We start from the raw sequence: 13,848 nt of genomic DNA on the forward strand, positions 1-13,848 counted from the left end.
CGGTCAGCCCGTCGCCGAGGCTTCCTTCTGGCGGCGCAGCGCCATCACCACCTGCCGCGTCACCTCCTCGGCGAGCTGGTCCATGGCGCGGCCTTCCATCGCGTCGCGGGCGCTGTCGGCGGAGAAGAACTGCAGATCCGGGATGTTGAAGGAATCGATGGCACGGTAGGGGATTACCGAGCGCGCCACCGTCTTCGGCGGGACCGAGAGCGTCTCCAGGTTCCAGTTGCCAGTGAAGGTATAGCGGATGCGGGTGATGGTCCCATCGCGCCGATAGCCCAGTACCTCCACCCCCGGCACGTAGGAGACGTTGAGCTGGTACCGCGCCGGCGTGCCCGGCGCGCTGTCCTCCAGCCGCCGCTGCAGGTTCCGCCGCAGCAGCTGCCCCGTCCGCTCGTAGATCGGCCCGACCCGCACCGCAGCAAGCTCCTCCGCCAAGTCGGATTGCGTGCCGTCGGCCGCAGTCACCGGCCCGTAGAGCGGCCGGAAGCCGCAGCCCGAAAGCCCCAGCAGTCCGAGCCCGAGCAGACCCCGCCTGGACCAGCGAGCCCCGGCGGCGTCGATCCGCTCCGCGGGCATCGCGCTAGACGACAAAATTGACAACACGGCCCGGGACATGGATGCGCTTTCTGATGGGCTTGCCGGCAATGGTCCGCTGCACATTCTCCTCCGCCTCCGCCGCTGCGAAGATCGTAGCCTCATCCGCATCGACCGGCACCTCGATCGTACCGCGCAACTTGCCGAGAACCTGCACCGCCAGCGTCAGGCTTTCGGCTTTCAGCAGCGCGGGGTCGGCCTCCAGCCAGGGCAACTGCGCCACGAGGTTCTCCTCGCCGGGTCGTAGCAGCGACCACAACTCCTCGGCCAAATGCGGCATCATGGGCGAGGACAGCCGCGCAATCGCTTCCAGCGCCTCGCGCTTCGCCGCACCCATGCCATCCCCCTCCGCGGCATCGCCGATCGCATTGGCGAATTCATGGATGCGGGCGACCGCGACGTTGAAGGCGAAGCCATCCAGCGCCTCGGTCACCGCGGCGATGGTCCGGTGCGTCACCTGACGCAGCTTCCGCGCCGCACCCGCGGCACCCTCGGCCGGGGTGCCGGCCGGCGGCAGGCCGGGCAGCGCGGTGGCGGCCAAGCGATAGATCCGCTGCGTGAAGCGATAGGCGCCGGCGACGCCGGCTTCCGTCCATTCCATGTCCCGCTCGGGCGGGTTGTCGGACAGGATGAACCAGCGTGCGGTATCGGCGCCGTATTTGTCGATGATGGCGCCAGGGTCGACCGTGTTGCGCTTCGACTTCGACATGGCCTCGACGCGTCCGATGGTGACCGGCGTATTCGCCCCCTTCACCACTCCGCTGCGCGTACCATCAGGGGCCAAGTTGAATTCCACCTCCTCCGGGTAGAGCCAGCGGCCCTCCGGGTCCTTGTAGCTTTCGTGCGTCACCATGCCCTGGGTAAAGAGCCCCTCGAAGGGCTCAGCCACCGTCAGATGCCCGGTGTCGCGCATGCCGCGGGTGAAGAAGCGGCTGTAGAGCAGGTGCAGGATCGCGTGCTCGATCCCGCCGATATACTGGTCGACCGGCAGCCACGCATCCACGGCGGCCCGGGTCACCGGCGCCTCCGCCCGCGGCGAGCAGAACCGCGCGAAGTACCACGAACTGTCGACGAAGGTGTCGCAGGTATCGGTCTCACGCCGTGCCGGCTTGCCGCAGGACGGGCAGGCCACGTGCTTCCAGGTCGGGTGGTTGTCGAGCGGGTTGCCCGGCTTCGAGAAGTCCACGTCCTCCGGCAGCTTCACCGGAAGCTGCTCGTCCGGTACCGGTACGACGCCACAAGCCTCGCAATGGATGAACGGGATCGGGCAGCCCCAGTAGCGCTGGCGGGAGACGCCCCAGTCGCGCAGCCGCCAGTTGACCACCCCGGTCCCCTGCCCCTTGGCCTCCAGCGCCTCGATCGCGCGGCGCTTGGCAGCGGGCACGTCGAGCCCGTCGAGGAAGCCTGAATTGAAGATCGCGCCGTCGTCGGTATAGGCCTTGTCGCCCAGCGCGAAGCCGGCCGGGTTGGCGCCCGGCGGCAACACCACCGGCGTGATGCCGAGCCCGTACTTGGTGGCGAATTCGAAGTCGCGCTCGTCATGGGCCGGGCAGCCGAAGATCGCCCCGGTGCCGTATTCCATCAGCACGAAATTGGCGATCCAGACCGGGAAGGTCGCGCCCTCGATGAAGGGGTGCGCGACGCGGAAGCCGGTGTCGTAGCCGCGCTTCTCCGCCTGCTCGATGGCGGCCTCGGATGTCCCCATCCGTCGGCACTCCGCCACGAACTCGGCCGCCCTCGGGTCGCGTGCCGCCGCCGCCGCGGCCAGCGGATGTTCGGCGGCGACCGCCAGGAAGCTCATGCCGAACAGCGTGTCCGGCCGCGTGGTGAAGACCTCCACTTCCTCGGTCCCGGCGACTGTTGCGGCCAGCCTGAACCGCACCCGCGCGCCCTCGGACCGGCCGATCCAGTTGGCCTGCATCAGCTTCACGCGGTCCGGCCAGCGGTCGAGGCTACCCAGCGCCTCCAGCAGGTCGGGCGCGTACTTCGTGATGCTGAAGAACCACTGGCTGAGCTGCTTCTTCTCGACCAGCGCGCCGCTGCGCCAGCCGCGGCCGTCGATCACCTGCTCGTTCGCCAGCACGGTGCCGTCCACCGGGTCCCAGTTGACCCAGCTCTCCTTCCGCTCGACCAGCCCGGCCTTGAAGAAATCCAGGAACAGCTTCTGCTGCCGGCCGTAGTATTCGACGTCGCAGGTGGCGAATTCCCGCGCCCACTCGATCGACAGCCCCATGCGCTTCAGCTCGGCGCGCATGTTGGCGATATTCTGGTAGGTCCAGGTGCCGGGATGGATGCCGCGCTCCCGCGCCGCATTCTCGGCCGGCAGGCCGAAGGCGTCCCAGCCCATCGGGTGCATGACCATGTGGCCGCGCGCCCGCTTGTAGCGCGCGACGACGTCGCCCAGCGTATAGTTGCGGACATGACCCATATGGATCTTTCCGCTCGGATACGGGAACATTTCAAGAACGTAGTATTTCTTCGCCCCGGCGGGCGGCACGTCGGGCACGGCGAAGCAGGCGCGGCCCTCCCAGGCCGCCTGCCAGCGCGGCTCGGCATTCTTGAAGTCGTGCCGGATCTCCTGCGGGCGGGGGTCCGGGTGGGAAACGGTGCTGGCGTCGGTCATGGCCATCGTATTCTGCTCGGCCCAAGGGAATAAGCTGTGGCTTGGCAAACGGGAAGGGCGTGCGGTTGCGGGTGGCGTTGCCGCGGGGCATGGTCCGGCTGATCGTCACGGGGCCGGTATGCGCCGACTACTGCTTTTCCTGCTGCTCCTGGTCGCGCAGTCCGGTGCCGCCCGGGCCCAGCCCTCGTCGGAGGAGGCCGCCTACCGCGAGGTCTTCTCCATCGCCGCGCTCGGCAAGCCCAATCCTTCGCTGTTGCTGGCTGCCAGCTTCGGCTTGGCCTACCGCGGCATGGTCGCGAACACCGCCTATGCCCTGGCCCGCGACGCGGAAGGCCGCTCCGCCTGGGGCTATGTCGGCGGCGCCGCCGACCCGGTCCAGGCCGAGGCCGCGGCGCTCGAGCGCTGCCGCCGTTCGCTGGGGTCCCTGCAGGCCGAGTGCCGGGTCTTCGCCAGCAATGCCGGCCGCCCCGGCGGCCCCGCCGTGCCGCTGGCCGAGGGCAGCCTCGGCCCCTTCCGCTGGGCGCCGCTGCTGCTGCGCCGCGGCCCGCAGGCGGCGCGCGGCGTCCTGGTCTGGGGCCATGGCTATGGCGGGCCGGACCGCGACAACCGCACCATCCCGACCCCGCCCTTCGTCTCCCTGCTGAACGACAACGGCTGGGACGTGCTGCGCTTCGACCGGCATCCGGGCGATGATGGGCTCTATGCCAGCCTGCCGCGCCTGGTCGCCGGCCTGCCCGCGCTGCGCCAGGCCGGCTATCGCCGCGTGCTGCTCGGCGGTCAGTCGCGCGGCGGCTGGCAGGCGATCATGGCGGCCAGCGAGCGGCCGGACCTGGTCGATGCCGTCATCGCCACCGCCCCGGCGGCGCATGGCGAATGGAGGCGCGGCAACAACCTCGGCGCCGCGGTGGACGACTTCCAGCGCCTGCTGGCCGGGCTGCCGGACGGCCCGAGGCTCGCCGTGGTGCTGTTCGAGGGTGACGACTACGACCCCGACCCCGAGCGCCGCGCTGCCTTGCTGGAGGGGAGGGCGCGCGACCGCCACGCGCCCACCCTGGCGCTCTGGCCCGAGCCGCCGCTGCGTGGCCATACCGCGGCGGCCGACCTGCGCTTCACCCTGACCTATGCCGGCTGCCTGCTAAGCCTGGTGCAGGCGCCGGAGGCGGCGGCGCCGCGCGGGGTCAGGCGGGCAGCCTGCGGCGGCGGTTGAGCCGCACGGGAAGACCCTGCGGCGGCGGTTGAGCCGTACGGCGAGATCCTGCGGGGCTGGACCGAACCCCAAGCAGCCGTGACGCGCATTCCGCGGCGCTCGCGCTCTCGTTGCAGGTTCGGTGGCAGCGCCATCGCTAACCTTGTGGTGGAGGTTCCACCATGCGTTTCGCCCCGCTTCTTCTGCTCCCAGCCCTGCTCGCCTGCGCCGAGCCGGCGCCGCCGACCACGGCGGAAGCCGAGCTGGAGGCCGTTCGCGTCGTCACCATGTCCGGCCAGGCCCTGAGCTGGGAGGAACTGCGCATCCACCCGGTACTTATGCAGCGCCCCTGCTCGGTCGGCACGCTGGTGAACGAGGAGGCGCAGATCGTCGGTTATTGCAGCCGCGGCAAGCAGTGCCGCACCAATGACTGGCGCCCGGTCATGGACGGCTGCGAGGCGGCCCGCAGCCCCGGCATGAACCCGGCCCCTCCTGGCAGCGCGCTGGAGGTCGCCGGGCGGCGGTAGGCCCGGCGAGACGGTATTCTCCCCGGACCACCCATGCGCTTGGCACTCGTCGTGCGGGGGGTGCCGGACCCGGAAAAAGGCAGGGTGGGGCTTGGAGAGGGAACAGGTTTCCCTCCCCAACCGTCACTGATCGCTAGGCTCGCCGCGTCTCCGGCATGTGCCCCAGCGTGCCGGCGTATTTCTCCTGGGCCCCGGCGGGCAGGAATTCCGTCTCCAGCGCGCGGATGCGGTCAAAGCCGGAGAACAGGTGCAGGTTGCCGAGAGGGTGGGTCCTGGTCCTCGCATCCACCTCGGCCTCGGCCAGCGCCCCTTCCGTCTTCATCGCCACCGCCAAGTCGTGCACCGCCATGATGGTCTGCCGCAGCACCGCGCCGGGCAGGATGGTGAGGGCGATGCCGAGCTCGGCCATCTCGGCCTCCGACAGCCGGGGCGAGATGCCGGTCTGGTTGTAGAGGATGGGGCCGCGGACGCGGCGGCAGACCTCGGCGATCTCCGCCTTGCTGGCGGGGCCCTCGACGAAGGCCATGTCGGCCCCGGCCTCGAGGAAAAGGTTGGCGCGGGCGATCGCCTCCTCGAGGCTGCCGCCATGTGCGCCGCGGGCATCGGTGCGGGCGATCAGGATGAAGTCGGGGTCGAGCGCCTGCCGCGCCGCATGCGCCGCGCGGATCTTGCCCACCGCCTCGGCGCGGTCCACCACCTCCCGCCCCGCGACATGGCCGCAGCGCTTCGGCGCCACTTGGTCCTCGATATGCATGCCGGCCAGGCCGGCGCGGATGTATTCCTCCACCGTGCGGATCACGTTGACCGCGTTGCCGAAGCCGGTATCCGCATCGGCGATCACCGGGGCGCGTACGGCGCCCGCGATCAGCTTCGCGTTCAGCGCCATCTCGGTCAGGGTGATCAGCCCGGCATCCGGCAGGCCGAGCAGGCTCAGCGATGTGCCGTAGCCCGTCATGTACAGTGCCTCGTGCCCCGCATGCTCCAGGATGCGGGCGGTCAGCGCGTTGTAGCAGCCGGGAAGCACCAGCGGCCGGCCGGGTGCCATCATGGCGCGCAGCCGGGTGCCGGGGCGGCCGGTTTCGCCGAGGCCGAGGCGCATGCGGGTTACTCCCCTGGAGGTTTTCCGAAGCCTGCGAGCCGCCTCGGCCGCGGTCAAGCGATGCCACCTTGCGGTCGCCGCCGGAGCGGGTACATGCGTGGCGTGCTTCACCTCATCAAGCTGTCGGTCGGGCCGAAGGATGTCGGCCAGCTCCGCGACATCCAGGCGCGCCGCGCCGTGGTGGACCCGCCGCTGCGGCACCAGACCCGCATGGTGCCGAAGCGGGCGGCGGAAATCCTCGAGGGCGGCTCGATCTACTGGGTGGTCGCCGGTTTCCTGCAGGTGCGCCAGCGCATCATCGACATCCGGGAGGAGCGCTGGGACGACGGCAGCGCCTGCGCCGGGCTGGTGCTGGACCCCACCTTGGTGCCGGTCGCCGCGCGGCAGACCCGGCCCTTCCAGGGCTGGCGCTACCTGGAAGCCGCCGCCGCCCCGCCGGATATCGCGGCCGGCGGCGAGGCCGAGGGGATCGAGGCCTTGCCGGAGCGGCTGCGGCAGGAGTTGCGGGGGCTAGGACTGCTGTAGTCAGCCAAAGCCCCGTACCGCGACCAGCGCGGCGAGCCCCGCCAGCAGCGCCGGCAGCAGCCGCCCGCGCCCGGCCCACCAGGCCAGCAGCCCCGCGCCCAGCCCGGCCAGCCGCGCCGTCAGCGGCACGCTCGCCGCGGCACCGCCCGGCGCCGCCACGGCCAGCGCCACGAAGGCCGCGAGCGTCGCCTGGCTGACCGCCGCGGCCCAGGCGACCAGCGGATGCTCCGGCCGCAGCGCGCCGGCGACCAGCAGCCCGACCGCCCGCAGCAGCAGCATCGCCAGGGCACTGAGCAGCAACGCGAGGTCAGGCCCGGCCATGCCGCCCCCAGACGAAGGCCAGCGTGCCACCGACCAGCCCCGCCGCCAGCAGTCCCCAGGCTGCGGGCAGGACCAGCGCCAGCGGCGCCGCCGCCACCCCGGCCAGGATTGCCTGACGGGAGGCGCCGTTGCGCAGTTCGGCCGCCAGCAGCAGGGCGAAGTAGAGCGGGTTGGCAAACAGCAACGCCGCCAGCAGCGGCGCATCGAGCAGCGGCGCGGCGAGAAAGCCCGCGAGGGTCGCCGCCCCGGCAACGGTCCAGGAGACCAGGGCGAAGCCGAGGAACCAGCCCAGCCGCTCTGCCGGCAGCAGCCCCGGCAATGCCCGCATCGCCGCCGCCCAGGGCGTGATGGCGATGAAGGGCAGCGCCAGCCAGCGGCGTCCCGTCGATGGCCCGAGCCAGGGGGCGATTGCCAGGGCCATCGGCAGGAACCGCGCATTGGCCGCGGTGGCGCCGAGCGCTGCACCCATGACGCCCGCGTCACCCGCCTGCAGCAGGACCAGCTGCCCCGCCATGCCATAGACGAAGAGGGAGGCCCCGAGCGCCCAGCCGACGCCGAGCCGCGCCGCCGCCACCGCCGCGCCGAAGGCAAGGAAGCTTACCCCCATCGCAATGGCGGGCGCGCCGAGCGCCGCGGCGGCGCCCGCCCGCAAGGATCGGCCGCGGCGATGGGGGTCAGGGTCGGTCGGCATCGGCTCCCGTCATCCTGCCACGCCGTGGCGCCGGCCGCAGCCGCATGGCGCGGCCGTTAGCTGGCGCAACCACGTATGGCGAAGCCTTAAGCGGCAGCCGCCGGCTCCGGCAAGCCGGGCCATGCGAGAACGGCAAGCCCGAAAGCCCTCCGACCTGCTGCCAGGACTTCCCATGCGCCATCTCGTCGCCTTCTCGCTCCAGAAACGGGCGCTGGTGATCCTGCTCTTCGTCGCCTTCCTCGGCATCGGCTTCGCCGGCTTCCGCCAGCTGAACATCGAGGCCTATCCGGACCCGGTGCCGCCGACCGTCGTCGTCATCACCCAGAACCAGGGCCAGAGCGCCGAGGAGATCGAGCGCTACATCACCGTGCCGATCGAGGTCGGGCTGTCCGGCATGCCCAACCTCGCCAAGGTGCGCTCGACCAGCCTGTTCGGGCTTTCGGTCGTTTCCGCCCAGTTCACCTTCGCCTACAACTACGAGCAGTCGCTGCAGCAGGTGCTGAACCGGCTGGGCCAGATCACCCTGCCGGCCGGCGTGCAGCCGCAGATCAGCCCCTGGAGCCCGATCGGCGAGATCCTGCGCTACCGCATCGTCGGCCCGCCGGGGTTTTCCATGACCGACCTGCGGGTGCTGCAAGACTGGGTGCTGCAGCGCCGCTTCAAGCGGGTGCCGGGCGTCATCGACGTGACCGCCTATGGCGGCCCGACCAAGTCCTACAACGTGATCATCGACCTGCCCAAGCTGAACGCCTTCGGCCTGACCCTGCCGCAGGTGGTGCAGGCGATCGGCAACGGCGACGCGACCACCGGCGCCGGCATCGTCGATATCGGCCCGCAATCCGCCGTGGTGCAGGGCGTCGGCCTGATCCGCTCGATGGACGATGTCCGCAACGTCGTGCTCGGCGCCAGCAACAACATCCCCGTCCTGCTGTCGGACGTCGCCCGGGTAGAAGTTGGCAACCTGCCGCGGATGGGAATGGCCGGGCAGGAGGCGGATGACGACGTCGTCATGGGCGTCGTCCTGATGCGCCGCGGCGAGCAGACCATGCCGACCATCCGCGCGGTCGAACAGGAAGTCGCCACCATCAATGCCGGCGGCGTGCTGCCGCCCGGCGTGAGCATCGTGCCCATCTACGACCGCAAGGACCTGGTCGAGGTGACCACCCACCACGTGGTCAAGAACATCATCATGGGCATCCTGCTCGTGGTCTTCATCCAGTGGCTCTTCCTCGGCGATCTGCGCGGCGCCATCGTGGTCGGCGCCACCATTCCCTTCGCCTTCTTCACCGCCGTCATCGTCATGCTGCTGCGGGGGGAAAGCGCCAACCTGCTCTCGCTCGGCAGTCTCGATTTCGGCCTGCTGGTCGATGCCACCGTTATCATGGTGGAGAATGTCTACCGCCACCTGCACCTGACCCATGCCGCGCATGGCCACCGCATCGCCCATCCGGCGGCGCCGCGCGGCCTCTCGGGCGTGCCGCTGGTGGTGCTGCGCGCCTCGAACGAGGTCTCGACCGCGATCTTCTTCTCGGCGCTGATCATCGTCGCCGCCTTCATCCCGCTCTTCACCATGGGTGGGATCGAGGGGCGGATCTTCGGCCCGATGGCCAAGACCTATGCCTACGCGATCGGCGGCGCGCTGTTTGCCACCTTTACCGTCGCCCCGGCGCTCGCCGGCACGCTGTTCCGCGACGACACGGTCGAGAAAGTGATGCCGATCGTCCGCTGGCTCGGCCGCGCGCACCATTTCCTGCACGGGCTGGCGATGCGCCGGCGCGTTGCCACCATCCTGGTAACCGGCCTGCTGCTGGTCGGCGCGGTGCTGCAGTTCTCCCGCATGGGCGGCGAATTCCTGCCGACGCTCGAGGAAGGCAGCATCTGGATGCGCGCCACCATGCCGGCCACCATCTCGCTGGATGAGGGCAACCGCGCGGTCAACCGCATGCGGATGGTGCTGAAGGAGTTCCCCGAAGTGATCACCGTCACCTCGCAGCAGGGCCGCCCGGACGACGGCACGGACAGCGCCGGCTTCTTCAATGCCGAGTTCTTCGTCCCCTTGAAGCCGCAGGACGAATGGACCACGGCGAAGACCAAAGATGCGCTGGTCGAGAAGATCCAGGCCAGGCTGAACCAGGAGTTCATCGGCGTCGACTTCAACTTCTCCCAATACATCTCGGACAACGTGCAGGAGGCGTCGTCGGGCGTGAAGGGCGCCAACGCCCTGAAGGTGATCGGGCCGGAGCTCGACGTGCTCTCGCGGCTGGCAGAGCAGCTTCGGGCGCAGATGGAGAAGGTCGACGGGATCGCCGACCTGGCCGCCTTCCGCACCCTCGGCCAGCCGACCGTCTCCATCCGCATCGACCGGGCCCGCGCCGCCCGCTACGGCCTGGCAATCGACGACATCAACAATGTCATCAGGGCGGCGATCGGCGGGCAGGAGGCGGCGCGGCTGTACGAGGAGGGCGGCGACCGCAACTTCCCCATCACCGTCCGGCTCGACCTGCCCTATCGCAGCAGCCTCGACGCCATCCGCCGCGTCCCGGTCAGCCCGCAATCCGGCGCGACGCTGGGCGACGTCGCCGATGTCCGGCTGATCTCCGGCGCCAGCTACATCTACCGGGAGGATGCCTCCCGTTACGTGCCGGTTAAGTTCAGCGTCCGTGGCCGCGACCCGCAGAGCGCGGTCGAGGAGGCCCAGGCGCGGGTCGAGCAGAACGTGACGCTGCCGCCCGGCTACAAGCTGGAATGGGTCGGCGAATTCCGCAACCTGCAGGACGCCATCGCCCGGTTGCAGGTGGTGGTGCCGATCGCGCTCGCGCTGATCGGCGTGCTCCTGTACGTCCAGTTCAGCTCGTTGCGCGACACGCTGCTGATCTTCGGCCTGCTGCCGCTGTCCTGCATCGGCGGCGTCACCGCGCTTGAAATGATGGGGCTGCATTTCAGCGTGCCGGCGGCAATCGGCTTCCTGGCCCTCTTTGGCATTACGGTGATGGAGGGCATCATCCTGCTCTCGCATTTCCACGGGCTGCGCGATGCCGGGATGCCCTGGCGGCAGGCGCTGGATCAGGCCGGGGTGGACCGGATGCGGCCGGTGATGATGACCTGCCTCGCCGCCATGGTGGGGCTTCTGCCGGCGGCGGTGGCTACCGGGATCGGCTCCGACCTGCAGAAGCCGCTGGCGGTGGTCGTGGTCGGCGGCACGACGCTGCTGCCGGTCTTCATCCTGGTGGTCTTCCCGGCGATGATCGACCTGTTCGGCAAGCCGGCGGCGCTTCGGCGCCAAGCGCCGCGCGGGGCGGCCGTGGCGGCGGAGTAAGGCCAGGGGAAGGTATTTCCCCGGCCCTCTATCTACCTTCCGCCCCGGCATTCCCCGCGTAACGTGCGCCAAGCTCACGAAATGGACAGGAGAGGTCCGGGGAGGAGACGCCCTCCCGGTTCCGACCTGGCCTCTCCGTCAGCGCGAGGCCGACTGGCTCCGCAGCTCGCGTGCCCGGGCGAGGACCTTGTCCTCCATATCCGCGTTGGTCGAGGCGGAGACCGGGCTGTCCACCCACTGGCCTCTTTCCAGGGTCTGGCGGAAGAGCTGCACCTTCACCCCATCCGAGCGCAGCTGCCGTCCCAGCACATAGGCCTGGGCGCGGAAACGCTCGTTCGTCGCGCCGGCCGGCGTGTACCAGTCGGTGATGATGGTGCCGCCGAAGGGATCGGCCGAAGCCAGAGGCATAAAGGACAAGGTGTCGAGCGTAGCGCGCCAGAGATAGGCATTCACCGAAAGCCCGGCGGCACCCCCGGCGGCCGCCGCCTCCCGCGCTTCCCGGTCCTTGTCCACACCGAAGACCACCAGGCCGGCATTCGCACCCTGCGGCCGGTTGCGGGCGCGGCCGCCCCGGTAGTCGCCATATTCGTCGTTGTTGACGAGGCGCTGGTTGGAATCCCCGCAGGCTGCAAGCAGCGGTAGGGCGATCGCGACGGCGGCGAGGAGGGGTTTCATGGCCGGCGCACTATGGGCATGTCCCGGCGCCGATCAAGCCCGAATCGGCCGGGCGAACCTTACCTGAACATGAAACATAAAAAAAGGGACGGCGGATTGCTCCGCCGCCCCCCTTCGCTTGGCTGGATCCGAGGATCCGGCCGATCAGAAGGCGATACGGGTACCCAGAATGAAGACCTTCGCGGTGGCCTTGTCCTGCGTGCCCGGGTTGGACGGGTTCAGGTCGCGGCCACGCTCGGCAACCGTGTAGCTGCTGTACTCGGCCACGATGTCCATGCCCGGGGCGATGCGGTAGTTGCCGCCGATGCCGTAGCCGAGGCGGCGCATCAGGCCCGCACCGAAGCCGGCGCTGCCCGGGGCGGCGGTGCTGGCGACGAGGCCGCTCTTGCTGCCGGCATCCGCCGCTGGCCCGCTGAACGCGCTGCGGCTCGCGCCTTCCACCGTCTGCATCACGTAGTTGCCGCCGAAGGTAAAGGGACCCGCGGTGTAGCTGGCGCCAGCAAAGAACTGGTCCATCGGGCGGTCGCCGCGGAAGGTGTTGCCCCAGAAGAAGTTGCTGTCGCCGTGCTCGTACTGCGCGCCGACGGTCAGGCCGTAGGCGGTCGCCTGCGCACCGACCTGGTAGACGTTCAGGTTGTTGAACACGCGGGCCTGGGTCCCGGCCACCGGGGTCAGCTCGCGGGCCGCGCCGGCGCCGACATAGCCACCGGTGACGGAGAGGCCAACGCCGGCCAGGCTGCCGCGCCAACGCGCCGCGCCCTGGTATTCGTTGCGACGGGCCGAGAAGTTCGGGCCGGCGGCCGCAATGCCGACGCCGCTGGCGCCGGTGAAGGCGTAGGAGCTGTCGCAGTAGCCGCTGGACTGGTTGGTCGAGCAGCCCGTGTCCTCGCCTTCGTTGTAGTTGAACGCGAAGGACGCGCCGAAGTCGAAGCCGAAGAACTGCGGCGACAGATAGATGATCTTCGTCGCGTCGCCCAGGGAGCCTGGCGAGGTCGTGGTGCGGTCGTTTGCCTGGCGGGTCACGAAGGACTCGCGGTCGCCGTACACGCCGCCAGTGCCGAAGTTGGTGATGACGCCCGAGTTCATCAGGCCGCCGACCGGGCCGTCCTCGTCACCGAAGCGGACCTGGCCCCAGGTCGGGGAGGCGACGAAGGCATACCACTCGTCGATCGACGCGGTCGTCTTGCCGGTGCTCGACCGCTGCTGGACGATGTTGCGGCCTTCCTGCTGGTTGAAGGCCATCTCGATCACGGCGCCGTAGGACAGGCCGTTGGCGGTCTTGCCGTTGACGAAGACATGGACTTCGCCGTCGGTGCTGAAGTCGTTCTTCGACAGGCGCGCCTGGTTGCCGCCCGGCGCATCGGGCGGCAGGTTGCCGGTAGCGCCGGCAACACCGGTGGGCAGGGTCGAGCCCGTCGCGCCCGGCGCCGTCGAGTTGCGGCCGGTCTGCTGCGTGTAGCCGTAATACGCCCGGAAGAAGCCGCCGATCCGGACGGTCGGGGCTTCCTGCGCCGCCGCGAAGGACGGGGCCAGGAGCGCCGCGCCGACCACCGCGGTCGTGCCCAGCAGAATCTTACGCATCTCAATCCTCCTCACGCGCCGGACACGCCCGGCTGTTCCCTTGACCCACCTGCCCCCCTGACAGGAAGCGACCCCCACGACGGAACGCACCGGCGCGGAAGCACCCGGGTCCTGCTGGACTATGGTGCAGCGGAACAAAAGCCGGCAACCGCTCGGATGAAGGGACCGCGACTTCCCCGAAACACTGTGGCCCGTCCGCCACATGCGCCCGATGCATCGGAGTTACGCGCCGGGCGGGTGGCCAAGCCCGTCAATTGCCGCGAACCCCGCGGTCCAGCGCGGCAGGCGGCCGGCATTCGCGGGGCCGACCCCGCCCAGCGCCACCATCGCCCGCCTGCCGCCGCGACGGGCCAGCGCCGCCCAGCGCAGCGGGCCGAGCGCCGGGGCGCCGGGATGGCTGGCGGTCGGGAAGACCGGGGAGAGCAGCACCGCATCGGCGCCGAGCCGCCGCGCCCGGGCGAGGCCGGGCCGGCCATGCGCCGCCAGCGTCAGCAGCAGGGGCCGCCGTCGTCGCGCCAGCAGGAAAGGCAGCAGCTCCGTGCCGGTGCGGCGATCCGGCAGGTGCAGCCCGGCGCCGTGGCGCAGTGCCAGCCTCCCATTCCCTGCCACCACGAGCACGAGGCGCCGCCGCCTGGCGATGGCGGCCAGCCCGGCCAGCACCGCCGGTGCCAGGCCGCGGGCCAGCACCGCCGCGCCGGCCGGCAGCC

12 protein-coding genes are annotated in these 13,848 nt (G+C 70.4%); 4 read left to right on the forward strand and 8 right to left on the reverse strand.

The genetic code is table 11. The annotated features are described in order from the left end of the window. Window positions 1-3: 3 nt before the first annotated feature. The gene (gene lptE, locus E2C06_RS16075) at window positions 4-618 is read right to left on the reverse strand and encodes an LPS assembly lipoprotein LptE (RefSeq protein ID WP_241671311.1); all 615 of its coding nucleotides are present in this window, start codon (window positions 616-618) and stop codon (window positions 4-6) included. Beyond that, a complete protein-coding gene (gene leuS / locus E2C06_RS16080; protein ID WP_133289627.1) occupies window positions 584-3,220 on the reverse strand; it encodes a leucine--tRNA ligase in 2,637 nt (878 codons plus the stop codon). The genes lptE and leuS overlap by 35 nt, the downstream gene beginning before the upstream one ends. Before the next feature lie 118 nt (window positions 3,221-3,338). On the opposite strand from leuS, the gene E2C06_RS16085 reads away from it, so the two are divergent. Together E2C06_RS16085 and E2C06_RS16090 are read left to right on the forward strand one after the other, a co-directional pair. Beyond that, window positions 3,339-4,427, forward strand: a complete 1,089-nt coding sequence (locus E2C06_RS16085) for an alpha/beta hydrolase (RefSeq protein ID WP_133289628.1) — start codon at window positions 3,339-3,341, stop codon at window positions 4,425-4,427. Window positions 4,428-4,588: 161 nt separating this feature from the next. Beyond that, a complete protein-coding gene (locus E2C06_RS16090; RefSeq protein ID WP_133289629.1) occupies window positions 4,589-4,933 on the forward strand; it encodes a hypothetical protein in 345 nt (114 codons plus the stop codon). A gap of 133 nt (window positions 4,934-5,066) precedes the next feature. On the opposite strand, the gene E2C06_RS16095 is transcribed toward E2C06_RS16090, so the two are convergent. Continuing rightward, complete coding sequence (locus E2C06_RS16095) at window positions 5,067-6,032, reverse strand: isocitrate lyase/PEP mutase family protein (RefSeq protein WP_206664558.1); 966 nt, start codon at window positions 6,030-6,032, stop codon at window positions 5,067-5,069. Window positions 6,033-6,125: 93 nt separating this feature from the next. Here E2C06_RS16095 and E2C06_RS16100 point away from each other — a divergent pair, with 93 nt between their 5' ends. Further along, window positions 6,126-6,557, forward strand: a complete 432-nt coding sequence (locus E2C06_RS16100; protein WP_193560466.1) for a DUF1489 family protein — start codon at window positions 6,126-6,128, stop codon at window positions 6,555-6,557. On the opposite strand, the gene E2C06_RS16105 is transcribed toward E2C06_RS16100, so the two are convergent. Both E2C06_RS16105 and E2C06_RS16110 read right to left on the reverse strand, forming a co-directional pair. Further along, window positions 6,558-6,878 carry a hypothetical protein gene (locus E2C06_RS16105; protein WP_133289630.1) on the reverse strand — a complete coding sequence of 107 codons (321 nt, stop codon included), beginning with the start codon at window positions 6,876-6,878 and terminating at the stop codon, window positions 6,558-6,560. Further along, a complete protein-coding gene (locus E2C06_RS16110; protein ID WP_133289631.1) occupies window positions 6,865-7,569 on the reverse strand; it encodes an AzlC family ABC transporter permease in 705 nt (234 codons plus the stop codon). Before E2C06_RS16110 ends, E2C06_RS16105 begins: the two co-directional genes overlap by 14 nt. A 172-nt stretch (window positions 7,570-7,741) precedes the next feature. On the opposite strand from E2C06_RS16110, the gene E2C06_RS16115 reads away from it, so the two are divergent. Continuing rightward, the gene (locus tag E2C06_RS16115) at window positions 7,742-10,885 is read left to right on the forward strand and encodes an efflux RND transporter permease subunit (protein ID WP_133289632.1); all 3,144 of its coding nucleotides are present in this window, start codon (window positions 7,742-7,744) and stop codon (window positions 10,883-10,885) included. Between the two features lie 138 nt (window positions 10,886-11,023). Here the strand turns inward: E2C06_RS16115 and E2C06_RS16120 are convergent, their stop codons facing one another. The 3 genes from E2C06_RS16120 to E2C06_RS16130 all read right to left on the reverse strand — a co-directional run. Further along, on the reverse strand, window positions 11,024-11,560 hold the full coding sequence (locus E2C06_RS16120) for a DUF3576 domain-containing protein (protein WP_133289633.1): 537 nt from the start codon (window positions 11,558-11,560) through the stop codon (window positions 11,024-11,026). Between the two features lie 144 nt (window positions 11,561-11,704). Beyond that, window positions 11,705-13,141, reverse strand: a complete 1,437-nt coding sequence (locus tag E2C06_RS16125) for a porin (protein WP_165982428.1) — start codon at window positions 13,139-13,141, stop codon at window positions 11,705-11,707. 222 nt (window positions 13,142-13,363) lie between these two features. Next, window positions 13,364-13,848: thiamine phosphate synthase (locus tag E2C06_RS16130; protein WP_133289635.1), on the reverse strand; the 485-nt coding region annotated here is incomplete at its 5' end.

Origin of the sequence: Dankookia rubra, from assembly GCF_004355005.1 — a bacterium.
Lineage (GTDB): Bacteria > Pseudomonadota > Alphaproteobacteria > Acetobacterales > Acetobacteraceae > Paracraurococcus > Paracraurococcus ruber_A.